The 22081-nt window shown below is 71.5% G+C and carries 16 protein-coding genes and 2 pseudogenes; 14 read left to right on the plus strand and 4 right to left on the minus strand.

What is annotated here, in order from left to right:
• Positions 1-11 precede the first annotated feature (11 nt).
• The 4 genes from ACZ7MF_RS03975 to ACZ7MF_RS03990 all read right to left on the minus strand — a co-directional run bounded on the left by ACZ7MF_RS03975 (position 12) and on the right by ACZ7MF_RS03990 (position 6280).
• Entirely contained in the window at positions 12-959 is a 948-nt protein-coding gene (locus ACZ7MF_RS03975) for a class I SAM-dependent methyltransferase (RefSeq protein ID WP_471474346.1), read from the minus strand.
• A gap of 184 nt (positions 960-1143) precedes the next feature.
• A complete protein-coding gene (locus ACZ7MF_RS03980) occupies positions 1144-3810 on the minus strand; it encodes a glycosyltransferase family 4 protein (RefSeq protein ID WP_471474347.1) in 2667 nt (888 codons plus the stop codon).
• 152 nt (positions 3811-3962) lie between these two features.
• Positions 3963-5297, minus strand: coding sequence for a polysialyltransferase family glycosyltransferase (locus tag ACZ7MF_RS03985; RefSeq protein ID WP_471474349.1), 1335 nt, complete (start codon positions 5295-5297; stop codon positions 3963-3965).
• Positions 5294-6280, minus strand: coding sequence for a glycosyltransferase family 2 protein (locus ACZ7MF_RS03990; protein ID WP_471474350.1), 987 nt, complete (start codon positions 6278-6280; stop codon positions 5294-5296). Before ACZ7MF_RS03990 ends, ACZ7MF_RS03985 begins: the two co-directional genes overlap by 4 nt.
• Before the next feature lie 198 nt (positions 6281-6478).
• Here ACZ7MF_RS03990 and ACZ7MF_RS03995 point away from each other — a divergent pair, with 198 nt between their 5' ends.
• The 14 genes and pseudogenes from ACZ7MF_RS03995 (at position 6479) to ACZ7MF_RS04060 (ending at position 22081) form a co-directional block, all read left to right on the plus strand.
• Positions 6479-7819, plus strand: coding sequence for a DUF6716 putative glycosyltransferase (locus ACZ7MF_RS03995; RefSeq protein ID WP_471474351.1), 1341 nt, complete (start codon positions 6479-6481; stop codon positions 7817-7819).
• Positions 7820-7917: 98 nt separating this feature from the next.
• A complete protein-coding gene (locus ACZ7MF_RS04000; RefSeq protein ID WP_471474352.1) occupies positions 7918-9216 on the plus strand; it encodes a cytidylyltransferase domain-containing protein in 1299 nt (432 codons plus the stop codon).
• 13 nt (positions 9217-9229) lie between these two features.
• On the plus strand, positions 9230-10168 hold the full coding sequence (locus ACZ7MF_RS04005) for an N-acetylneuraminate synthase family protein (protein WP_007444225.1): 939 nt from the start codon (positions 9230-9232) through the stop codon (positions 10166-10168).
• A 43-nt stretch (positions 10169-10211) separates the two neighbouring features.
• The gene (locus ACZ7MF_RS04010) at positions 10212-11279 is read left to right on the plus strand and encodes a hypothetical protein (RefSeq protein WP_471474354.1); all 1068 of its coding nucleotides are present in this window, start codon (positions 10212-10214) and stop codon (positions 11277-11279) included.
• A gap of 239 nt (positions 11280-11518) precedes the next feature.
• The gene (locus ACZ7MF_RS04015) at positions 11519-12757 is read left to right on the plus strand and encodes a M20 family metallopeptidase (protein WP_471474355.1); all 1239 of its coding nucleotides are present in this window, start codon (positions 11519-11521) and stop codon (positions 12755-12757) included.
• 147 nt (positions 12758-12904) lie between these two features.
• Positions 12905-13948 carry a BMP family lipoprotein gene (locus tag ACZ7MF_RS04020; protein ID WP_471474356.1) on the plus strand — a complete coding sequence of 348 codons (1044 nt, stop codon included), beginning with the start codon at positions 12905-12907 and terminating at the stop codon, positions 13946-13948.
• Between the two features lie 274 nt (positions 13949-14222).
• Positions 14223-15269, plus strand: coding sequence for a BMP family lipoprotein (locus ACZ7MF_RS04025; RefSeq protein WP_471474357.1), 1047 nt, complete (start codon positions 14223-14225; stop codon positions 15267-15269).
• 236 nt (positions 15270-15505) lie between these two features.
• On the plus strand, positions 15506-17173 hold the full coding sequence (locus ACZ7MF_RS04030; RefSeq protein WP_471474358.1) for an ABC transporter ATP-binding protein: 1668 nt from the start codon (positions 15506-15508) through the stop codon (positions 17171-17173).
• On the plus strand, positions 17173-18297 hold the full coding sequence (locus tag ACZ7MF_RS04035; RefSeq protein WP_471474359.1) for an ABC transporter permease: 1125 nt from the start codon (positions 17173-17175) through the stop codon (positions 18295-18297). Before ACZ7MF_RS04030 ends, ACZ7MF_RS04035 begins: the two co-directional genes overlap by 1 nt.
• Positions 18294-19475: pseudogene (locus ACZ7MF_RS04040) on the plus strand (ABC transporter permease); the annotation flags it as partial. The gene ACZ7MF_RS04035 and the pseudogene ACZ7MF_RS04040, both read left to right, overlap by 4 nt.
• An 87-nt stretch (positions 19476-19562) precedes the next feature.
• Positions 19563-19718: pseudogene (locus ACZ7MF_RS04045) on the plus strand (ABC transporter permease); the annotation flags it as partial.
• Positions 19715-20107, plus strand: a complete 393-nt coding sequence (locus ACZ7MF_RS04050; RefSeq protein ID WP_471474360.1) for a cytidine deaminase — start codon at positions 19715-19717, stop codon at positions 20105-20107. The pseudogene ACZ7MF_RS04045 and the gene ACZ7MF_RS04050, both read left to right, overlap by 4 nt.
• A gap of 30 nt (positions 20108-20137) precedes the next feature.
• Positions 20138-21415, plus strand: coding sequence for a thymidine phosphorylase (locus ACZ7MF_RS04055; RefSeq protein ID WP_471475184.1), 1278 nt, complete (start codon positions 20138-20140; stop codon positions 21413-21415).
• Positions 21416-21490: 75 nt separating this feature from the next.
• The gene (locus ACZ7MF_RS04060) at positions 21491-22081 is read left to right on the plus strand and encodes a Uma2 family endonuclease (protein WP_471474362.1); all 591 of its coding nucleotides are present in this window, start codon (positions 21491-21493) and stop codon (positions 22079-22081) included.

Genomic DNA, 22081 nt, shown 5'->3' on the forward strand with positions numbered 1-22081 from the left:
TTCATCGGTGTTCAGGACGCCCGCAGGTACGCGGAGTGCGCGGCCTTGCCCAGGTAGGTGAAGCGGGTCTCGCCCTTCAGGTGGTCGTCCAGGGCGGCCTTGATGCCCGGCCAGTGGGGGTCGCCGTAGTCGTCCAGGACGACGATTCCGCCCGGCGCGGAGATCTCCTCGGCCCACTCGAGGTCCTGGGCGACGCCCTTGGCCGAGTGGTCGCCGTCCACGACGATCACCCCGTAGCGGCGGTCCGAGACGGCGGCCCGGGTCCCGGGATCCTCGGAGTACCCGCGCTGGATGCGCGCCGCCGCGCCCGCCGGGCCGGCCAGGCCCAGATTGGTGCGTACGGCGTGCTCGTCGACCGGGGTCCCGGTGGGGTCGGGGCGCTGCTCGGTGCCGGGCTGGAGCTGGACGCCGGCGAAGGGGTCGACGATGGTCAGGTTCGGGCCGCGGCCGTCGCGCTCCAGCATCCGCACGAGCCCGGCGGAGAACATGCCGTACAGCGTGCCGATCTCCAGGACCTCGTCGTTCGGCGGGTCGAGCAGCGGAATGGTGCCGAGCTTGCCGCAGATGTTCATCGTGCCGCCCGCGATCCGGCCGACGCCCAGCGACTCCAGCGCGACCAGCAGCCGGAACGCGGCGGAGACGTTGCGCACCGCCGCGTCGCGGTCCCCGGACAGGGCCGTGACCTCGGCGTACAGACGTTCCAGCGGAGCCTCGGCCACCATGCGCGAGATGCCGCGGCCACGGGGGCCGCAGAGCAGCTCGAAGGTGAGCTGCCGGCGCTTGAGCACCTCGACGTCCCGCACCAGCGTCTCGGTGTCCGGGCCGCCCGGTGCCCCCTGGGCACCGGCGCGCCGGGCGGCCGAACGGACCTGCCGCTCGATGCGCTCGTCGATCAGGTCGGCGACCGGGCGCAGCAGGCGCCGGGCCGCCGGACCGCGGAGGAGGGAACGGCTGTTCATGGGTCAAGGACCTCAATCCGTCACGGAGTTGAACGTGAGTACGAGGAACACGGGTGGGGGTGGGGCAAGGCTAGGCATGCGCACGGGCGGGAGAAGAACAGCCGAGGGGGCCATCGGGAGAACTTCTGGGGAACTCCGGCTGTCCGGCGGGGGACGGCCGCCGCGGCACCGGGCGGTCGGCTGCTCAGTCCCCCTTGCGCAGCCGCGCCGAGTGATGGGTCACCTGGGCCCTGACCGACTCCCTGCGGGCCAGCTGACGGATGGCCCGGCCGCGCGGGCCGAGCAGGGCCGCCACCCGGGAGATCTCCGACCACACCCGGCCCCGGTCGCCACCGGCGATGGCCGCGGCGGCCAGCAGCCGGCACGCCTCGCCGGTCCGGCCCCGGGCGGCCTGCAGTTCGGCCATGCCGATCAGCACGTCCACCGGCTGCCGGCGGCGCAGGATCTCGGTGCCCACCCGCAGGGCGTCCTCGACGTTCCCCGTGGAGACGTGGCGCTTGAAGTCCTCGTTGAGGTGCCGGATCTGCTGCGGGAGCACCGCCCGCAGCTCTTCGGAAGCATCGCCTTCCGCCGTCCCGAGGTCCTCCTGCCGCACGGCGTCCCGCCCGTGCGGCACCCGGTCGGGCCCGGGAAGTCCCAGGGCGGCCGTCATCCGGGCGGTGAACGCGGGGATGGCGAACAGCTCCTCGACCTCCCGGTAGTCGTCCTCCGAGACCTGCCCGCCGAGTACCGCCCGCAGGGCCTCGAACGCCGCCTCGGGGGTGTAGTCGGCGAAGGAGCGGTAGCCCGGCACCCCGTCGAGCACCTCGTGGGAGCCGACCCGACGGTAGGTGACCACCCGCAGCCGCTGCTGGACGGCCTCGACCACCGACAGCGGCATCGGGTCGTCCACGGAGGAGAGGAAGAAGACGTCCGACGCGGCCAGCTCCTCCCGCACCCGCGGCCGGGACAGCGCGCCCGTCCACGTCACCCGGTCGGAGAGCAGGGTCGACGAGGCGATCCGCGGGGTGCGGTGGCCGATCCACGCGAACCGCCACGGCAGGCCCTCGGCGTGCGCGAGCTCCGCGACCCGGGAGAAGAGGTCCAGGCCCTTGCGGTCCTGCATGGAGCCGACCATCACGATCCGCGGCCGCGCCCCCGGCACGTCCCGGGCGCGGACCCGGTGGGTGTCCTGCGGAACGGAGTTGTAGACGACGACGGGATCGGCGACCCCGAGCCCGCGGAACATGTCGGCCTGGGCCGTGGAGACGCACAGCACGCTCAGCTCCGGCAGCAGCTTCAGCATCTCCTTGTGCCGCAGCGCGCTGTGCTCGGCCTCGTAGGCCATCACGTGCTCGGTCTCGTGCGCGTACAGGAAGACCGCCCGGTCCTCGGCGAGCAGCGTGCCGACGAGGTCGTTGCCGAGGGCCGAACGCCACAGCGGCGCGAGGCTGTTGACCAGGACCACATCGATGTCCCGCAGCGCGTCGAGCACGTCCTCGGTACGGCAGTACGCGCTCAGGTCGATGTAGCGGACGTCCACGGGGGAGTGCGCGAGCAGCGCCTGGGTGTACGTCAGGACCGGGATCGCCACGCCCGTGACATAGCCGAAGCCCAGGCCCAGCACGGCCAGCGAGCGGGGCGGCCGCTGCCGGTCCCGTACCGCCCGCAGCGCTCGCTCGGCACGGGTGCCGACCGGCGCGCGGGAGGCCTCGCCGGAGACCGGGACGGCGCGCGGAGTACGGACCTTCGCCTCCCGGACCACCGTGAGGATCCGCTCCGCCACGTCGTCGTGGAAGGTGAGGAAGTGGGTCAGCGGCTCACCGGTGTTGTTGCCGGTGAACTTGCCCGTACGGTGCAACTGCCCGACCACGTCCACGAGTTCCCCCACGCTGCCGACGTTGCGCAGCAGCGCGTGATTGACGGCGGGGAAGACGATGTTCAGCGGCGGCGGGCTGAACAGCACCAGCGGGACACCGGCGCGCAGGGTCTGCAGATAAGACGTGGAGAAGAACGTCAGGGCCAGGTCGTAGGACTCCAGGCCGGCCGCGTCCACCAGCGTCGACTCGTCCAGGACCGTGACCCCGGGCAGCGTGCCCAGCCAGTTCAGGTGACCGGAGAGGGTCGAGGGGTGCGGCTTGACCGCGACCTCACCGAACTCGGCGAGCGCCTCGCAGGCCGCCCGCAGGTACTCGCGGTGCTGACCGGCCGCCAGTTTGCGCTGGTCGCCCAGGGGCTGGTCCAGGACGATGATCCGCAGCGGCTCCCGCGAGGAACGCGCGGGCCGCGGCGCCGGATTGAGCGTGGCACGCAGCAGGTCCGGGTCGTCGCTGTGGCCGAGGGCGCCGGTGATGTGGACGACCGGGTCGTCGTCCGCCCTGCGGTACAGCAGGTGCTGGGCGGTGGAAGGCCCCCAGACGCAGACCGCGGCGGGGCCCGAGGAACCGTAGTACCAGTTCTGGTCGCGGAGCCCGGGGCCGAGCCTCTTGTAGTGGAAGTCGAGATGCCCGTCCTGGACCAGGACCACCGGCAGCGTCTCGGTGAGTGCCTGGGCGACCCTGCTGCCGCGCTGCGAGCGGTCGTTGAAGAGGACCAGCCGGTCGACGGACTCGGTCCGCACGAAGTCCGATATTCGGGGGGCTGTCTCCTCCAGGAACTGCGCGTGCGCGAGCGCCTCCTCCTCCCGGAACAGGTTGTCCACCCGCGCCCCGTCCAGCCGGGCCGAGGCCTCCTCCTCGATCCACCGCCCCACGTCCCCTTCGAGGTCGGCGGTGACCAGCAGGAACGTGTGCTCCCGTGCCCCCGGCGCGTTCATGATCCCTGCGGTGAGACCGACACCGTTGCGGTTCTCGATGAAGACGGCGATACGCATAGACGACCAGCCCAGTTGTGATTTTTCTGGGGAGATTTCCCGTGGGGATCATCGCACGGGAAGGGGCGGCCAATGAGTGAAGGGAAAATGAACGCGAGGGGGCAGGGCACGCGAGGAATTCCACGTTCATGTTCCCGACACCGGACATTTCCTCAGCGTTGGACCGACCGTCGAATACTGCGCGCCCGGCGCACGACCCTGCGTGCCGTGGCATTGCGCGGCAGGAATGCCAGCCGCTCCGGAATTCCGCCGGGCAGCCCCAACGACGTGAGCCGCCGCTTCTTGAAGTACCGCCGGGTGCGGGCGTCGAGACTGCTCCGCAGATACTCCTCGGCGGCCGGCCGCAGCTCCGGCAGGATCTTGGCCTGCATCGCGAAACCGACCGCCCGCACCAGCGCCGCCAGGGCCTCGGTGTCCAGGCCCGGACGCCGCTCGGCGACGGCGTCGGCGTCGTCCGGCTCGGGCAGCAGCGCGTCGACGATGGTGACGGGGACGCGATTGCTGTTCTCGTACGGCGTCAGCCGGTCCAGCAGGATCTCGGTGCCGACCCGGGCGACCGGCAGGCGGTACAGGGCGGACGCGGTGAGCAGAGCCGTGGAGAAGCAGCCGACGACCAGCGCCGGGCGCATCCGCTGGTACAGCACCTCCGCCAGGACCGGTGTGTCCAGCACGGTGAGGTCGACGCCGAGCCGCTCCGCCTCCTGCTCCAGGGAGCGGATGAAGCGCGCCGGGGCCGTGGGATGCGGCTTGAACACCACACGGGTGTGACCGAGCCCGACGGCGCCCGTCAGCATCCGCACGTGCAGGGCCTCCTCCTCCTCGGCGGACAGGATGCCCAGCGCCGACAGGTACTGACCGAGCAGCAGCGCCGGTTCCTCGACGTCCGGCAGACCGGCGCCGGTGCCCGCCAGCTCGGCCAGCACCTTGGTGAACGCCTGGGTCGGCACGATCTCCGGCGCCACGCCGAACTCGGTGAGCAGCAGCGGCGTCAGCCCCGGCACCAGGTCGAGGTGGAGCAGCCGCGTCACGCGCGTGCCGACCAGCGGGTCGAGCTTGATGCGGGTGGGCCCGTAGCTCATCAGACCGTCCGCGTAGACGGTGAGCGGCGCGTCGGTGAAGATCTGCGCCACGCCCAGCGCCGGGTGCACCTGGATCGACTCCACGACGAGCTCCACGTCGTCGTCGCCGAGCCCCCAGGCCAGCCGCAGATACCGCTCCCACATCGGTGCGTCGTCCACCCGCGGCGACCAGCCGCCCGGATGGAAGGGGAAGATCGTCTCGTTCCACGACACCACGTCGTCGAACCGCGACCGCACCTGCTCGAATCCGGGCATCCCGTCCACGGCGGGCGTCGTCTCGGGCGTCGCCGCGTTGTTGGAGACCAGCAGGATCCGCCGGTCGGCCGCGTCGAAGCAGCCCGCGTCCAGGGCCGCGGCGAGCGTGGCCGTGCCGTACAGCGTCGACGCCAGGAAGATCTGCGTGCTCACGCGGCCACCCCCGCGCCCGCGCCCGCGACCGCACGCCGGCGCAGCCGCCGCAGCCGTGTGGCGCGCTCGGTGTCCATCGAGCCGAGCACCTGGTCGAGCGCGTCCTGCGGCATCCGCCGCAGCGCGGCGGCGCTCATCGCCTTCAGTTTCCGGGCCACGGCAGGCTCGAACCTTTCGATGGAACCGAGATGGTGGGAAATGATCGCGCAGTACGTGCGCACGGCCTTCGGGAGCAGACTCGCGGCGTCGGGGTCCGCGGCCGCCCCCGCGACGACCTCGTCGAAGGCGCGGAGGAAGTCCAGCTGGCGGACGTCCCCGATCTGGGTGAGCGAGGACGCCACACCGCGCCGGTAGAAGACCCCGAGCAGTCCGGTCACGGCGAAGGACTCCGCCTCCCGGTGCAGCTTCCAGATCCACGGCCGGTCCTCGGCCGTGCGCAGCCCGTCGGTGAAGTGCAGCAGGCCCCGCTCCACCAGCCGCCGGTGGTAGATCCCGGCCCAGGCATAGGCGTAGTCGACGGACGTGGACCGGTGGGCCGGCAGGATCGCGTCCCGCGGACGCAGGACCACGCCCCGGCGGCCGTGCGGCACCCGGTACACGGTGCGGGCCCGTGCCGTGCACTGGACGTGGTCGGTGCGCACGAAGTCGCAGCCCAGCCCCTCGATCGTGGCGACCAGCCGGTCGTAGTGGCCGGGCGCCAGCCAGTCGTCGCCGTCCAGGAAGGTGAGGTACTCGCCGCGCGCCCGGTCGATGCCGGTGTTGCGGGCGGTCGCCAGGCCGCCGTTGTGCTCGTGTCGGACCAGGACCGCCCCGGGCAGCTCGTGCTCCGCGCGCGCGAGGATGTCCGCGGTCCCGTCGGTCGAGCAGTCGTCGACGAGAATGAATTCGAAGTCGTCCCGCGCGTTCGCGCGCAGACTCCGCAGGGTGTCGGGTGCGTATTGCCGCACGTTGTAGAACGGCACGATGACGGAGAGAGTTGGCACGTGAGGGACGTTAGGCGGCGCTCCGGCATCCGGCTTTACCCGTGGCTTGATACGAGGTGAACGAGGCGTGGCGAAGCGGTGAAGCGGATGCTGTTCCGCGGCTCGGACCGGCCGATTCCCCATTCGGCGATGTGCTGTTCACCCTTTGTTGGATTCCGGTTGGGCGGTTCCTAGAAACGGCTTCCTAGCGTCTACGGCGTGCCAGCAAGTGCAACGAAGGCCCTGCGAGTCGCCGTCCTGGCGGACTCCGACACCCGGTGGAAATGGGGCGCGCTCACCGCGACCCGCCTCCGCCCCGGGGACACGGAGATCCACCTCGACGGTTACCTCCTGCGCGGCCGAGCCACCCCCACCGCCCGCCAGCTGCGCGAGGTCGGCGTCAGCGCGGACTCGCTCCGCGAGGTGACCGCCGTCGAGTTCCTGCGCGCCATGGACGGAGCGCGGGGCGAGGACTCCTACGACATCCTCGTCCTCGCCCTGGTCGGCGGCGGCGTCCAGGCGATGCTGCACGGGCTCGGCCGCGTCTGGCAGGACCGCGCCGAACGGCCCGTGGTCGTCACCGGATACGTCGGCGTCGTCTACGAGAAGCTCGCCGACGGCCTGCTGCTGCGCCACGGCGCCGACCTCGTGCTCGCCAACTCCCGCCAGGACGCGGAGCGTTTTCGCGCCGTGTACGAGGGGGTCGGCGCCGACGCCGCCGCGGTGACCGAGGTCGCCCTGCCCTTCCTGGGCGGGGCCGCCTACGCCGGTGAGCCGGGCGACGGGGACGAGCGCCCCTGCACCGTGGTCTTCGCCGCGCAGCCCTCCGTGCCGGACAGCCGCCGGGACCGTACGTACCTCCTCGAACGGCTGATCGGCCACGCCCGGCTGCACCCCGAGCGCGAGGTGCTGCTCAAGCTGCGCTCCAGGCCCGGCGAACACACCACGCACATCGAGGAGCTGCCCTACCAGAAGCTGGTGCAGCGGGCCGACCCGCCGGCCAACTTCCGCCTGGTCTACGGGCACATGGGCGAGGTCCTGGACCGCACCGACCTCCTGGTCACCATCAGCTCCACGGCGGCCCTGGAATCCCTGCACCGCCGCATCCCCACCGTCGTCCTCAGCGACCTCGGGGTGCGCGAGGCGCTCGGCAACCACCACTTCGTGGGCTCCGGCTGCCTCGCCTCCTGGGACCAGCTCGACGCCGGCCACCGCCCCGCCCCCGACCCCGAGTGGGTCGCCCGGCAGGGCGTCGCGGCGGACGGCGGCTACGAGAGCGCCTTCGACGAGGCCCGCGCCCGCATCGCCGCCCTGCTGGTCCGGCCCGGCGGCCTGCCGCCGCTCGCCCCCTACTACACCCTCGCCACCGCCCCCGGGTACCTCCCCGGCATCCTCGCCCGCCACCACCTCGCCCCCGACGGCACGCCGCTGCCCGGCGCCCCGGCCGCGGACCGCACGCCCGGCCCGGTGCGCCAGGTCGTCCGCCGCGCGGCCCGCGGCGCCTACCGCCACGGCGTCCAGCGCGTCGCCCCGGTGATCCGCCGGATGGGGGAGCTGTGACCGGCCCGACCCGGGGGCCCGCCCCGGCACCCGGGACCTCCGCGGTTGCGCCCACACCAGCGGCGCCATCCGCGACACCTGCGCAAGGAGCAGAACCCATGTCCAACCCGCAAGCGGGCCAAGGCGCTTCGGTGCGCCGGGTGCTCGCCGTGATTCCCGCCCGCGGCGGCTCCAAGGGAGTGCCCGCGAAGAACCTCGCCCCCGTCGGCGGCGTCCCGCTCGTGGTCCGCGCGGTACACGAGTGCCGGGCCGCCCGCCTCGTGACCGACGTCGTCGTCTCCACCGACGACCAGGCCATCGCCGCCGCCGCCCGCGAGGCCGGCGCCGAGGTGGTGCTGCGCCCCGCCGCCATCGCCGGGGACACGGCCACCTCCGAGGCCGCCGTGCTGCACGCCATGGACGCCCACGAGGCCCTGCACGGCGCCGCCGTCGACGTGGTGCTGCTCGTCCAGTGCACCAGCCCCTTCCTGGTCCGCGAGGACGTCGACTCAGTGGCCGGCGCGGTTGTCGAGGACGGCGCGGACACGGCCGTCACCGTCGCCCCCTTCCACGGCTTCGTCTGGCGGGACGGCGCCGACGAACCGGGCGGGTCCGACGGCGGCCACGGCGTCAACCACGACAAGGCCTACCGCCCCCGCCGCCAGGACCGGCCCCAGGACCTGCTGGAGACCGGCGCCGCCTACGCCATGGCCGCCCCCGGCTTCCGCAAGCACCAGCACCGCTTCTTCGGCCGCACCGAACTGGTCCGCACCGACCCGGCCCGCGTCCTGGAGATCGACGACCCGCACGACCTCGCCCGCGCCCGCGCCCTCGCCCCGCACTTCGACACGGCCCGGCCCGGCGCCCTGGCTGACGCCCCTCCCACCCGCCTCCCCGCAGCGGGCGACATCGACGCCGTGGTCCTCGACTTCGACGGCACCCAGACCGACGACCGGGTACTGATCGACTCCGACGGACGGGAGTTCGTCTCCGTGCACCGCGGCGACGGACTCGGCATCGCCGCCCTGCGCCGCAGCGGCCTGACCATGCTGATCCTGTCCACGGAGGTGAACCCGGTCGTCGCCGCCCGCGCACGCAAGCTCAAGCTCCCCGTGCTGCACGGCATCGACCGCAAGGACCTCGCCCTCAAGCAGTGGTGCGAGGAACAGGGCATCGCGCCCGAACGCGTGCTCTACGTCGGCAACGACGTCAACGACCTCCCGTGCTTCGCCCTCGTCGGCTGGCCCGTCGCGGTCGCCAGCGCCCACGACGCCGTACGCGGCGCGGCCCGCGCGGTCACCACCGTCCCCGGCGGCGAAGGCGCCGTACGGGAGATCGCGACCTGGCTGCTCGGCCCGTCCCTGGACGCCCTCGACCCCGCTCCCGCAACCACCCCCACGCTCACCCAGTCCAAGTAAGGAACCCCCTGCCATGAGCACCAACTCCCGCATCCGCACCTTCGGCACCCGCGAGGCCGGTCCCGGCCGCCCCGTCTACGTCACCGGCGAGATCGGCATCAACCACAACGGTGAGCTGGAGAACGCCTTCAAGCTGATCGACGCCGCCGCCGAGGCCGGCTGCGACGCCGTCAAGTTCCAGAAGCGCACCCCCGAGATCTGCACCCCCCGCGACCAGTGGGACATCGAGCGCGACACCCCCTGGGGCCGGATGACGTACATCGACTACCGCCACCGGGTGGAGTTCGGCGAGGACGAGTACCGCCAGATCGACGAGTACTGCAAGACCAAGAACATCGACTGGTTCGCCTCCCCGTGGGACACCGAGGCCGTCGCCTTCCTGGAGAAGTTCGACGTCCCCGCCCACAAGGTCGCCTCCGCCTCCCTGACCGACGACGAGCTGCTGCGCGCCCTGCGCGCCACGGGCAAGACGGTCATCCTCTCCACCGGCATGTCCACCCCGAAGCAGATCCGCCACGCCGTCGAGGTCCTCGGCAGCGACAACATCCTCATGTGCCACGCCACGTCGACGTACCCGGCGCAGGCCGAGGAGCTGAACCTCCGCGTCATCAACACCCTCCAGCAGGAGTTCCCGAACGTCCCGATCGGCTACTCCGGCCACGAGACCGGCCTGCAGACCACGCTGGCCGCCGTCGCCCTCGGCGCCACCTTCGTCGAGCGCCACATCACCCTCGACCGCGCCATGTGGGGCTCCGACCAGGCCGCCTCCGTCGAGCCGCAGGGCCTGACCCGCCTGGTGCGCGACATCCGCACCATCGAGGCCTCCCTCGGCGACGGCGTCAAGAAGGTCTACGACTCGGAGCTCGGCCCGATGAAGAAGCTGCGCCGCGTCCCCGGCGTCGTCGCCGAGGCGGAGATCGCCGCCGCCGCGGGCGAGCCCGTCACCGTCTGATCCCCGGCCACCGAGTCACTCACCACGGGACGGTCCCCCACCGATGAGCCCCCGCGCCGGGAACGCCGGCCCCCGCACTCTCGCCTTCGTCGAGAGCCCGGTACAACTGCTGAACGTGCTGGAGTGGGCGCACACCCGCGCACCCGGCGCGGAGCTCACCCTCGTGGTCCTCTCACCCGTCGACCCGATGACCCGCGGCCAGCTGCGCCGCATGGCGGAACTGGCCCGCAAGGAGGGCCACGAGATCCGCTGGGAGGAGGCGCGCGGCGGCGCCACCGCCCCCTTCCGCACGGTCGGCGGCCTGACCACCGCGCTGCGCCAGGCCGACCGGATCGTGATGGGCGACCCGTTCTCCCGCTACGTGCAGCTGCTCCTCACCATCACCCGCGCCCACGACCTCGTCGTCGTCGACGACGGCACGGCCACGATGGAGTTCGTCACCCAGCTGGCCCACGGCGAACGCCTGGTGCGCTGGCACCGCAAGGGCAGCCGCCCCGGCCCGCGCGACCTGCTCTTCGCCCCGGTCTCCCGGTCCGCCCGCCACCGCCTCACCCCGACCCCGGACCGGCAGGTGTCGGTCTTCTCCTCCATGCCCATCGAGGACGTCCCCGAAGGCGTCACCGTCACCGCGAACGGCTTCGCCTGGACCAGGTCCCGCTTCGGCCCGCCCCGCATCACCAAGGGCGCCGACATGGTCGGCACCTCCCTGGTGGAGACCGGCGTCGTCGACGCCGACCGCTACGTGGACGCCGTACGCGCCCTGGCCAAGAGCCACGGGGCGGCCCGCTACTTCGCCCACCGCCGCGAGAGCGCCGTGAAGCTGCACCGGCTGGCCGTGGAGACGGGCCTGCAGATCGTCCGCCCCGACCTCCCGCTGGAGCTGATCGCCCGCCGCGGCCCGATCGGCCGCACCATCCTCAGCTTCCCCTCCACCGTCGTCCACACCCTCCCGCTGGCGCTGGCCGGCACCGAGGTCCGCGTCGCCGTCTGCGACATCGACCCCGCCTGGCTCACCGAGTCGGCCTCACCGCGGGCCCGCGGTTTCCTGAGCGGCGTCACCGGCTCGGCCCGTGACGTGCACCGGCTGTCGGCGGTGGCGGGCGCCGGGTAGGGCGCGTGGAGCGGGCCACGCGTGGTAACCGTGGGGAAGAGGACGGGTGCCGTGGAGCGGTCGGGCCGCTCCCGGTGATCTCATGATCGGCTCGGCCGGAAAGGCGGCCGAGTTTACCCAAGCGAGACGATGGCTATGCGTGGGGCGGCCGAGTTTTCTTCCCCTAACGGGCTGAATTTTGTTGATCGTGGGTCCATCGATCGCCCGGGAGCCCTACGCTGCAAAGGGTGAACGTGTTGATGTCCCCAGAGTCCGAGGCCGACACTCCCGGTGAAGCCGCGCTGCCCGGCACCTTGCCCGACGCGCTGCGCGCGGAGCTCGTGTCCTTCCGCCGCGACCTCCACATGCACCCCGAGCTGGGCAACCAGGAGTTCCGCACCACCGCCGCGATCAAGGAACGGCTGGAGCGGGCCGGTCTCAAGCCGCGCGTACTGCCCATCGGCACCGGACTCGTCTGCGACATCGGCACCGGCACCGACTCGGGCCAGTGGTCCGGCGGGCCCCGCATGCTCGCCCTGCGGGCCGACATCGACGCCCTGCCCATCCCGGACACGAAGAGCGACTGCGCCTACCGCTCCCAGGTGCCGGACCGCGCCCACGCCTGCGGGCACGACGTGCACACCACCGTCGTCCTCGGCACCGGCCTCGTCCTCGCCGCCCTGCACGAGCAGGGCCTGCTGCCCCGGCCCGTGCGGCTGGTCTTCCAGCCCGCCGAGGAGGTGCTGCCCGGCGGCGCCGCCGACGCCATCGAGGGCGGTGCGCTGGACGGGGTGCGCCGCATCCTCGCCGTGCACTGCGACCCGCGGGTGGACGCCGGGAAGATCGGGCTCAGGGTCGGCCCCATCACCTCCGCCTGCGACCGCATGGAAATCGCCCTCAACGGCCCCGGCGGCCACACCGCCCGCCCGCACCTCACCACCGACCTGGTCACCGCCGCCGCCCGCGTCGCCACCGACGTGCCCTCGCTCGTCGCCCGGCGCGTGGACAGCCGCAGCGGGCTCGCCCTGACCTGGGGGCGGATCGAGTCCGGCCACGCCCCGAACGTCATCCCGCAGCACGCCGAACTGGCCGGGACCGTGCGCTGCCTCGACCTCGACGCCTGGCGGCAGGCGCCCGACCTGGTGATGGGCGCCATCGACGAGATCGCTGGCCTGTACCGCGCCAAGTCCGAGATCACCTACGTCCGCGGCGTCCCCCCGGTCGTCAACGAGGTCACCAGCACCGAACTGCTCCAGGCCGCCATGGTCGCCCGGCGCGGCACCGATGCCGTGGAGGGCACCGAGCAGAGCCTGGGCGGCGAGGACTTCTCCTGGTACCTGGAGCACGTGCCCGGCGCCATGGCCCGCCTGGGCGTCCGCCCGCCCGGCGAGCGCACGGTCCGCGACCTCCACCAGGGCGACTTCGACGTGGACGAGCACGCCATCACGGTCGGCGTGGAGATGTTCACCGCGGCGGCGCTCATCGACGCGGTGCAGTAGCCGTGACGTAGCGGCACCGGCGGTATCAGGCCAGCGGCACGAATGGATAACGGCGCCGCGCAACCCCGTTCCCAGGAGTTTCTACGCGCGTTACTGTGCGCCGAACCGAGCGCCCGCTGCGGGGCTTTGGAGAATGGGGAACTTCAGATGCGTCGGACATCAAGACTGATCCGCGTCGCGGTGGGGGTCGCGTCGCTCGCACTCGCCGCCACGGCCTGCGGCGGTACCAGCGGCGAAAGCGGCGACGACGGCGGTGACGACAAGGGCCTCGCCATCGCCTACGACGTCGGCGGCAAGGGCGACCAGTCCTTCAACGACGCCGCGTACGCCGGTCTGCAGCGGGCCCAGAAGGAGTTCGGCTACAAGACCGCCGACATCGAGCCCACCGACGGCGAGACGGACGCCGACAAGGAACAGCGCCTGACGTCCCTGGCCAAGCAGGGCTACAACCCGGTGATCGGCGTCGGCTTCGCCTACGGCCCGGCGATGAAGGCCGTCGCCGAGAAGTACCCGGACACCACCTTCGGCATCGTCGACTCCGTGGTCGAGGGCAAGAACGTGGCGTCCCTCGTCTTCGCCGAGAACGAGGCCTCCTACCTGGCCGGCGTCACCGCCGCCAAGGCCACCAAGACCAAGACCGTCGGCTTCGTGGGCGGTGTGGACGTCCCGCTGATCCACAAGTTCGAGGCCGGATTCGAGCAGGGCGTCAAGGACACCGACCCCAAGGTCAAGGTCGTCTCGCAGTACCTGACGCAGACCGCGGAGGAGGGCGGCTTCTCCAGCCCCGACAAGGGCAAGGCCGCCGCCGAGGGCCAGATCGAGAAGAAGGCCGACGTCGTGTACGCGGCGGCCGGTCTCTCCGGCCAGGGCGTGATCGAGGCCGCCGCCAAGGCGAAGATCTGGGCGATCGGCGTCGACTCGGACCAGTACAAGCAGGAGGCCCTCGCCGCCTACAAGGACTCCATCCTGACCTCCGCCCTCAAGGACATCAACGGCGCGGTCTTCGCCCTGGCCAAGTCCGTCGAGGACGGCAAGCCGCTGACCGGCACCCACACCTTCGACCTGAAGTCCGACGGCGTGGGCCTGTCCGACAGCAACCCGAAGTTCGCCGAGGTCCCGGGCGCCAAGGAGGCCGTGGAGAAGGCCAAGGCGGGCATCGTCGACGGCTCCATCAAGGTCGCGACGGAGTAGCCACACTCCCGGCACACACCCTCACGAAGCGGACGGGCGCCCCCGGGTGCCCGTCCGCTTCCGTGCTCCGCGGGCTCCGCCGCCGGGCGTCACCCTCCGCCACCCCCCGTTTGCGTCCGGCAAGCCCCGTACCGCCATTCGCGTCCCCTTGCTCACGGGCGGATAACAAGGTGGACAGAAGGGGTTTTCAGGCAGGTCTACGCGCGTTAATCTGCGGCGAAGCCAGCGCCGCAGCCGAACCGTCCCCGGCGCTTGTACGACAGGAGCACCAGACATGCGCCGGATTTCCCGGATCACGGTCGCAGGCGCAGCGACCGCCTCCCTGGCCCTCGCCCTCGCCGCCTGCGGTGGTACCTCGACCGACTCCGGTTCGGAGTCCAAGGGGGACAAGGGTCTCGCCATCGCGTACGACGTCGGCGGCAAGGGCGACCAGTCCTTCAACGACGCGGCGTACGCCGGTCTGGAGCAGGCCAAGAAGGAGTTCGGCTACGAGACGGCCGACGTCGAGCCCACCGACGGCGAGACGGACGCCGACAAGGAGCAGCGGCTGTCCTCGCTGGCGAAGCAGGGCTACAACCCGGTCGTCGGCATCGGATACGCCTACGCCTCCGCGATGAAGAACGTCGCCGAGAAGTACCCGGACACCACCTTCGGCATCGTCGACGACGCCACGATCGAGGCGAAGAACGTCGCGGACCTGGTCTTCAACGAGCAGGAGGCGTCCTACCTCGCCGGTGTCGCCGCCGCCAAGAGCACCAAGACCAACACGGTCGGCTTCGTGGGCGGTGTGGACGTCCCGCTGATCCACAAGTTCCAGGCCGGCTACGAGCAGGGCGTCAAGGACACCAACCCGAAGATCAAGGTCATCTCGCAGTACCTCACGCAGACCGCGGAGGAGGGCGGCTTCTCCAGCCCCGACAAGGGCAAGACCGCCGCCGAGGGCCAGATCGAGAAGAAGGCCGACGTCGTGTACGCGGCGGCCGGTCTCTCCGGCCAGGGCGTGATCGAGGCCGCCGCCGCCAACAAGGTCTGGGCGATCGGCGTCGACTCCGACCAGTACAAGCAGGAAGCCCTCGCGAAGTACAAGGACTACATCCTGACTTCGGCCACGAAGGACGTCGCTTCGGCCGTCTACAACCTTTCGAAGTCGGTCGAGGACGGCAAGCCGGAGACCGGTATCGTTCGGGGCGATCTGAAGTCCGGCGAGGTCGGTCTCTCGGACTCCAACCCGAAGTTCGCGGACGACGCCGAGCTCCAGGCAGCCATCAAGACGGCCAAGGAGAAGATCATCAGCGGCGAGATCAAGGTCAAGAGCAGCTGAACGGCTGAGTAGCACCAGCAACACCTCGAACAGCGTGTAACCGCGCCGGCCCGGCCGCACGGCGGGGTACGGGGAGAGCGTCCTCGAAGTCGCTCTCCCCGTACCCCGTCGCGTCGATGTGCCGCCGCTTTTAGATGCCGTAGGGGCGCTACGCGCGTAGACGGCCCCCGTCCCCAGGAGAGTGCGCCATCAACGCGTCCAGCAGCCCTCCGGCCGGAGCGGCGGTCAACGAATCGGTGACCGCCGTCGAACTCGCCGGGATCACCAAGCGTTTCCCCGGAGTCGTGGCCAACCACGACATCCACCTCACCGTCCGCAAGGGCACCGTCCACGCCCTCGTCGGCGAGAACGGCGCCGGCAAGTCGACGCTGATGAAGATCCTCTACGGCATGCAGAAGCCGGACGAGGGCACCATCGCGGTCGACGGCGAGAAGGTGGCCTTCTCCTCGCCCGCCGACGCGATCGTCCGCGGCATCGGCATGGTCCACCAGCACTTCATGCTCGCCGACAACCTCACGGTCCTCGAGAACGTGGTCCTCGGCAGCGAGAAGCTCTACGGCATCGGCGCCAGGGCCCGCCGCAAGATCAAGGAGCTGTCCGAGCGCTACGGCCTCGGCGTGCGCCCCGACGTCCTGGTCGAGGAGCTGGGCGTCGCCGCCCGCCAGCGTGTGGAGATCCTCAAGGTCCTCTACCGCGGCGCCCGCACGCTGATCCTCGACGAGCCCACGGCCGTCCTGGTGCCGCAGGAGGTGGACGCCCTCTTCGACAACCTGCGCGAGCTGAAGGCCGAGGGCCTGTCCGTCATCTTCATCTCCCACAAGCTGGGCGAGGTCCTCTCGGTCGCCGACGAGATCACCGTGATCCGCCGCGGCACGACGGTCGGCACGGCCGTCCCCGCCGAGACCACGCCCCGTCAGCTCGCCGAGCTGATGGTCGGCAGCGAGCTGCCCACGCCTCAGACGGCGGAGTCCACGGTCACCGACCGGGCGGTCCTCACCGTCGACACGCTGCGCCTGGCCGCGCCCAGCGGCAAGGCCCTGCTCGACGACATCTCCTTCACCATCCACGCCGGTGAGATCCTCGGCATCGCCGGTGTCGAGGGCAACGGCCAGACCGAGCTGGTCGACGCGCTCATCGGGCTGCGCCACGCCGACTCCGGCTCCATCCGCTTCCTCGACCAGGACATCACCGCGCTGCCCACCCGCAAGCGCCGCGAGCAGGGCGTCGGCTACATCCCCGAGGACCGTCACCGCCACGGGCTGCTCCTCGAGGCACCCCTCTGGGAGAACCGCATCCTGGGCCACGTCACCGAGAAGCCCAACAGCAAGGGCGTCTGGCTGGACCTGAAGAGCGCCCAGCAGGACACCCGCCGCATCGTCGAGACGTACGACGTCCGCACCCCCGGCATCGACGTCACCGCGGCCTCGCTCTCCGGCGGCAACCAGCAGAAGCTGATCGTCGGCCGCGAGATGAGCCACAAGCCGCGCTTCCTCATCGCCGCCCACCCCACCCGCGGCGTGGACGTCGGCGCGCAGGCCGCGATCTGGGACCACATCCGCGAGGCCCGCCGCGAGGGTCTGGCCGTGCTGCTGATCTCCGCCGACCTGGACGAGCTGATCGGCCTGTCCGACACCCTCCGGGTCATCTACGACGGCAAGCTGGTCGCGGACGCCGACCCCGCCACCATCACCCCCGAGGCACTCGGCTCGGCGATGACCGGCGCCGCCTCCGGACACCTGGAGGACGAGGAGAACGCCGGGACCCCGGCCGGGGAGGGCGGGGAGGCCGGTCCGGCGAAGTCCCCGAAGTCCCCGGACGCCCCCGAGCCGTCCGAGCCGTCCAAGTCACTCAAGTCCCCCGAGGCCCCTGAGTCCCCCGAGTCTCCGGAAGACGAGGCCCGCTGATGAAGAAGTTCGACAAGGAGCGCGTGCTCCTCGCGGTGGCCGGACCGGTCATCGCGCTCGCCGTGGCCTTCGTGCTCAGTGCGATCGTCCTGATCGCCTCGGGCAAGAACCCGGTCGAACCGTTCGCCCTCATGTTCGAGCAGGCCGGGTTCTCCGACATCCAGGTCCTGATCGTCAACCAGGCGTCGATGTACTACATCGCGGCCCTCGCGGTGGCCATCGGCTTCCGGATGAACCTCTTCAACATCGGCGTCGACGGGCAGTACCAGCTCGCCGCCATGATGGCCGCGATCGTCGGCGCCCACGCCAACCTGCCGGCCGCCCTCCAGATCCCGCTCCTCCTCCTGACCGCCGTCCTCACCGGCGCCTTCTGGTCCGGCATCGCCGGTGTCCTCAAGGTGACCCGGGGCGTCAGCGAGGTCGTCGCGACGATCATGCTCAACGCCATCGCCACCTCCGTCATCGGCTACCTGTGGCTGCCGGACGTCTTCGGCGTCAAGATCGGCAACAACAACACCACCGGCGAGATGCACGAGTCCGGCTGGGTCCCCGGCATCGACACGGGCGCGGCCGGCGAGATCTACGGCCTGGTGATCCTCGCCGTCCTCCTCGGCATCGGCTACTGGATCGTCCTCAACCGCACCCGCTTCGGCTTCGACCTGCGCGCCTCCGGCGCCTCCGAGTCCGCCGCCGCGGCCAGCGGTGTCAGCCCCAAGCGCATGGTGCTCACCGCGATGCTGCTCTCCGGCGGGCTCGCCGGTCTCGCGGGTCTGCCGATCCTGCTCGGCGACACCCACACCTACAGCCTCAACTTCCCCACCGGCATCGGCTTCCTCGGCATCGGCATCGCCCTGCTCGGCCGCAACAGCCCGGTCGGCATCGCCTTCGCCGCCCTGCTGTGGGCCTGGCTCGACAAGGCCTCGCCCGAGCTGGACTTCCACGGCTACGACAAGGAGATCGCGGTCATCATGCAGGGCCTGATCGTCCTCTCGGTCGTCGTCTCCTACGAGGCCGTCCGTGAGTGGGGCCTGCGCCGCCAGCAGCGCCGGGTCGGCGCGGAGCTGGCCGCCGGTCACGTCCTCGGCGCCACCGACAACTCGAAGAAGGAGGTGGCCGGCCGATGACCGCTCCGACCACAGCGACCGACGTCAACCAGCCGTCGCTGGAGCACGCACCACGGACCGGCCGCCGCATGTCGTGGCCCGTGCTGCTCCTGGTCATCGCCGGAGCCCTGGCGCTGACCTCGATCGTCCGCCTGATCACCGGCGCCAACGGCATCACCAACGTCAGCCAGATGTCCACCGCCCTCCAGCTGGCCGTGCCGATCGGCCTCGCCGGTCTCGGCGGTCTGTGGGCCGAGCGCGCGGGCGTCGTCAACATCGGCCTCGAAGGCATGATGATCCTCGGCACCTGGTTCGGTGCCTGGGCCGGCTTCCAGTGGGGGCCGTGGACCGGCGTCCTCGTCGGCATCGTCGGCGGCTGCCTCGGCGGCCTGCTGCACGCCATCGTGACGATCACCTTCAACGTCAACCACATCGTCTCCGGTGTGGCCATCAACATCCTCGCCCTCGGCGCCACCCGCTACCTCGCCCCGCTCGCCTTCGAGGGCCACCAGGGCGGCTCGGCCAAGCAGTCGCCGCCGGTCGACTCCCTCGGGCACTTCTCGATCCCGGGCCTCTCCGGCTGGCTGGACAGCCTCAACGACCAGCACTGGTTCTTCGTCTCGGACATCGCGGGCCTGCTCGGCGGCCTGGTCACCGACGTCTCCTGGCTCACCCTGATCGCGGTCGCCCTGATCCCCGCCACCTGGTGGATCCTGTGGCGCACCCCGTTCGGCCTGCGGCTGCGCTCCTGCGGCGAGAACCCGATCGCCGCCGAGTCCCTCGGCGTCAACGTCTACAAGTACAAGTACCTGGCCGTGATCATCTCCGGCGGCCTGGCCGGTCTCGGCGGCGTCTTCCTGTCCATCGTGGCCAACCCCTTCTACCTGGAGGGCCAGACCAGCGGCCGCGGCTACATCGGCCTCGCGGCGATGATCTTCGGCAACTGGATGCCGGGCGGCCTCGCCATCGGCGCCGGTCTCTTCGGCTACACCGACAGCCTCAACCTGCGCGGCGGCTCCGCCAACGTGCACGCGCTGCTGCTGCTGGTGGCGTTCCTGCTGGTGGTCACCGCGGTCGCGGTGCTGCTGAAGAAGAAGTACATGGCCGGTGCGGTGGCGCTGGTCTTCGCAGCGCTGATGGCGATCTGGAACGGGGTCGACGACGAGATGCCGTCCCGACTCGACTCGGCCCTGCCGTACCTCGCAGTCTTGCTGGTCGTCGCAGCAGTGGTCCTGCTGGTCGTGAAGCGCTACGGCGGCGGGCTGCTCCTGCTCGCGGCCGCCGGGATGACGGCCTGGTACGCAGGCACCAACGAGGTCCCCAACCAGGTTGTCTCCGCCACGCCGTACGTCGTCACGCTCGTCGTCCTCGCCCTGTCCGCGCAACGGCTGCGGATGCCCAAGGCGGACGGCATGCAGTACCGCAAGGGCCAGGGCAAGTGACCGGGGCCGACTGGCAGGAGCTGCGCACGGCGGCCCGGGACGCGATGTCCCGGGCGTACGCCCCCTACTCGGGGTACGCCGTGGGCGCCGCCGCCCTCGTCGACGACGGCCGCACCGTCACCGGCTGCAACGTGGAGAACGCCAGCTACGGCATCGGCCTGTGCGCCGAGTGCGGGCTCGTCTCCCAGCTGCTGGTGACCGGCGGCGGCCGGCTGACGCACTTCGTCTGCGTCGACGGCGAGGGCGAGGTACTCGTCCCCTGCGGCCGCTGCCGGCAGCTCCTGTACGAGTTCGGCGGCCCGGAGCTGCTCCTCGAGACCCCGGAGGGGATCCTCCCGCTCTCCCGGATGCTCCCGCAGGCCTTCGGCCCCGACCACCTCACCAAGTAGCAACTCGCGTTAGGACAGCCAGACATGGCCATGGACGTCATCTCCGTCATCCGCACCAAGCGGGACCGCGGCGAGCTCAGCGGCGAGCAGATCGACTGGGTCATCGACGCGTACACGCGCGGCGAGGTGGCCGACGAGCAGATGTCCTCGCTCGCGATGGCGATCCTGCTCAACGGCATGAACCGCGGCGAGATCGCCCGCTGGACGGCCGCGATGATCGCCTCCGGCGAGCGCATGGACTTCTCGTCCCTGTCCCGCCCGACCGCCGACAAGCACTCCACGGGCGGCGTCGGCGACAAGATCACCCTGCCCCTCGCGCCCCTGGTGGCGGCGTGCGGCGCGGCCGTCCCGCAGCTCTCCGGCCGCGGCCTCGGCCACACCGGCGGCACCCTGGACAAGCTGGAGTCGATCCCCGGCTGGCGCGCCCTCCTGTCCAACGAGGAGATGCTGAACGTCCTGGACACCACCGGCGCGGTGATCTGCGCGGCGGGCGACGGCCTGGCGCCCGCCGACAAGAAGCTGTACGCGCTGCGCGACGTGACGGGCACGGTCGAGGCGATCCCGCTCATCGCCTCCTCCATCATGTCGAAGAAGATCGCCGAGGGCACCGGATCGCTGGTCCTGGACGTGAAGGTGGGCTCGGGCGCCTTCATGAAGACCATCGAGGACGCCCGCGAACTGGCCTCCACGATGGTCGGCCTCGGCACCGACCACGGCGTGAAGACGGTCGCGCTCCTCACCGACATGGCCACCCCCCTCGGCCTGACCGCGGGCAACGCCCTGGAGGTCCGCGAGTCGGTCGAGGTCCTGGCCGGCGGCGGCCCCTCCGACGTCGTCGAGCTGACCCTCGCCCTGGCCCGCGAAATGCTCGACGCCGCGGGCCTCAAGGACGCCGACCCGGCGAAGGCACTGGCCGACGGCTCGGCGATGGACGTCTGGCGCCGCATGATCGCGGCCCAGGGCGGCGACCCGGACGCCGCGCTGCCCACGTCGAAGGAACAGCACGTGGTGAAGGCGGGTGCCTCCGGCGTCCTGACCCGACTCGACGCCTACGACGTCGGCGTCGCCGCGTGGCGCCTGGGCGCGGGCCGCGCCCGCAAGGAGGACCCGGTGCAGGCCGCCGCGGGCGTCGAACTCCACGCCAAGCCCGGCGACACGGTCACCGCGGGCCAGCCCCTCCTCACCCTCCACACCGACACCCCGGACCGCTTCGAGTACGCCCTCGCGGCGGTGGAGGGCGCGTACGACGTCGCCTCGGCCGGCACGGACTTCACCGCCTCGCCGGTGGTGCGGGAACGTATCGCCTGATCAGGAGGTTTCCTCGATCGAGTGAACGGGACCGGTGCACCTCCACCGGTCCCGTTCGGCATGTTGACTGCCCGCATGCGGGAACTTGAGGGCGACTACGTCCTGGCCGACAACATGTGGGACGAACTCGTCTGGGTCTGGCGCCGGACGGAGGCACCCAAGGCCTGCAAGGTGGAGATCGTCGAAGGGCTGATCACGGTCGCCCCCCTCTCCTCGCTCGCGCACAACGTGGCCGCCGAACGCGTACAGCGACGCCTCTACGACGTGATCCCGCAGGAGTGGGGCGTCTACCAGCGGCTGCCCCTGGCCGTACCGGCCCGGCTCGGCCTGTACGTGCCGGACCTCGCGGTCGTGGCCGGCGAGGCGCTGCGCGCGGGGGACGATCAGCTCATCCCCGCCTCCACGGCCGAACTGGTCGGGGAGATCACCTCCACGGCCACGGCGACCAACGACCGAACCCACAAACTCGCGGGCTACGCGGAAGCAGGCGTCCCCCTGTACCTTCTCATCGACTGCCTGGCCCCGGGCGGCCCCACCGCGACCCTCTACGGCGAACCGAAGGGTGACGTCTACCGGGTACTGAGCGCCGCGAAGTTCGGCGACCCCGTCAAGCTCCCCGCCCCCTTCGACCTGACCATCGACACCGGCGAGTTCCCCGAGGCCTGA

The sequence above is a fragment of the Streptomyces sp. NPDC111628 genome, from assembly GCF_055635195.1.

Coding starts and splice junctions, on each gene's coding strand:
- ACZ7MF_RS04055 (WP_471475184.1), top strand. CDS start 20,138: ATGGACGTCATCTCCGTCATCCGCACCAAGCGGGACCGCGGCGAGCTC.
- ACZ7MF_RS04020 (WP_471474356.1), top strand. CDS start 12,905: ATGCGTCGGACATCAAGACTGATCCGCGTCGCGGTGGGGGTCGCGTCG.
- ACZ7MF_RS04060 (WP_471474362.1), top strand. CDS start 21,491: ATGCGGGAACTTGAGGGCGACTACGTCCTGGCCGACAACATGTGGGAC.
- ACZ7MF_RS04035 (WP_471474359.1), top strand. CDS start 17,173: ATGAAGAAGTTCGACAAGGAGCGCGTGCTCCTCGCGGTGGCCGGACCG.
- ACZ7MF_RS04015 (WP_471474355.1), top strand. CDS start 11,519: ATGTCCCCAGAGTCCGAGGCCGACACTCCCGGTGAAGCCGCGCTGCCC.
- ACZ7MF_RS03980 (WP_471474347.1), bottom strand. CDS start 3,810: ATGCGTATCGCCGTCTTCATCGAGAACCGCAACGGTGTCGGTCTCACC.
- ACZ7MF_RS03975 (WP_471474346.1), bottom strand. CDS start 959: ATGAACAGCCGTTCCCTCCTCCGCGGTCCGGCGGCCCGGCGCCTGCTG.
- ACZ7MF_RS04000 (WP_471474352.1), top strand. CDS start 7,918: ATGTCCAACCCGCAAGCGGGCCAAGGCGCTTCGGTGCGCCGGGTGCTC.
- ACZ7MF_RS04025 (WP_471474357.1), top strand. CDS start 14,223: ATGCGCCGGATTTCCCGGATCACGGTCGCAGGCGCAGCGACCGCCTCC.
- ACZ7MF_RS04010 (WP_471474354.1), top strand. CDS start 10,212: ATGAGCCCCCGCGCCGGGAACGCCGGCCCCCGCACTCTCGCCTTCGTC.
- ACZ7MF_RS04005 (WP_007444225.1), top strand. CDS start 9,230: ATGAGCACCAACTCCCGCATCCGCACCTTCGGCACCCGCGAGGCCGGT.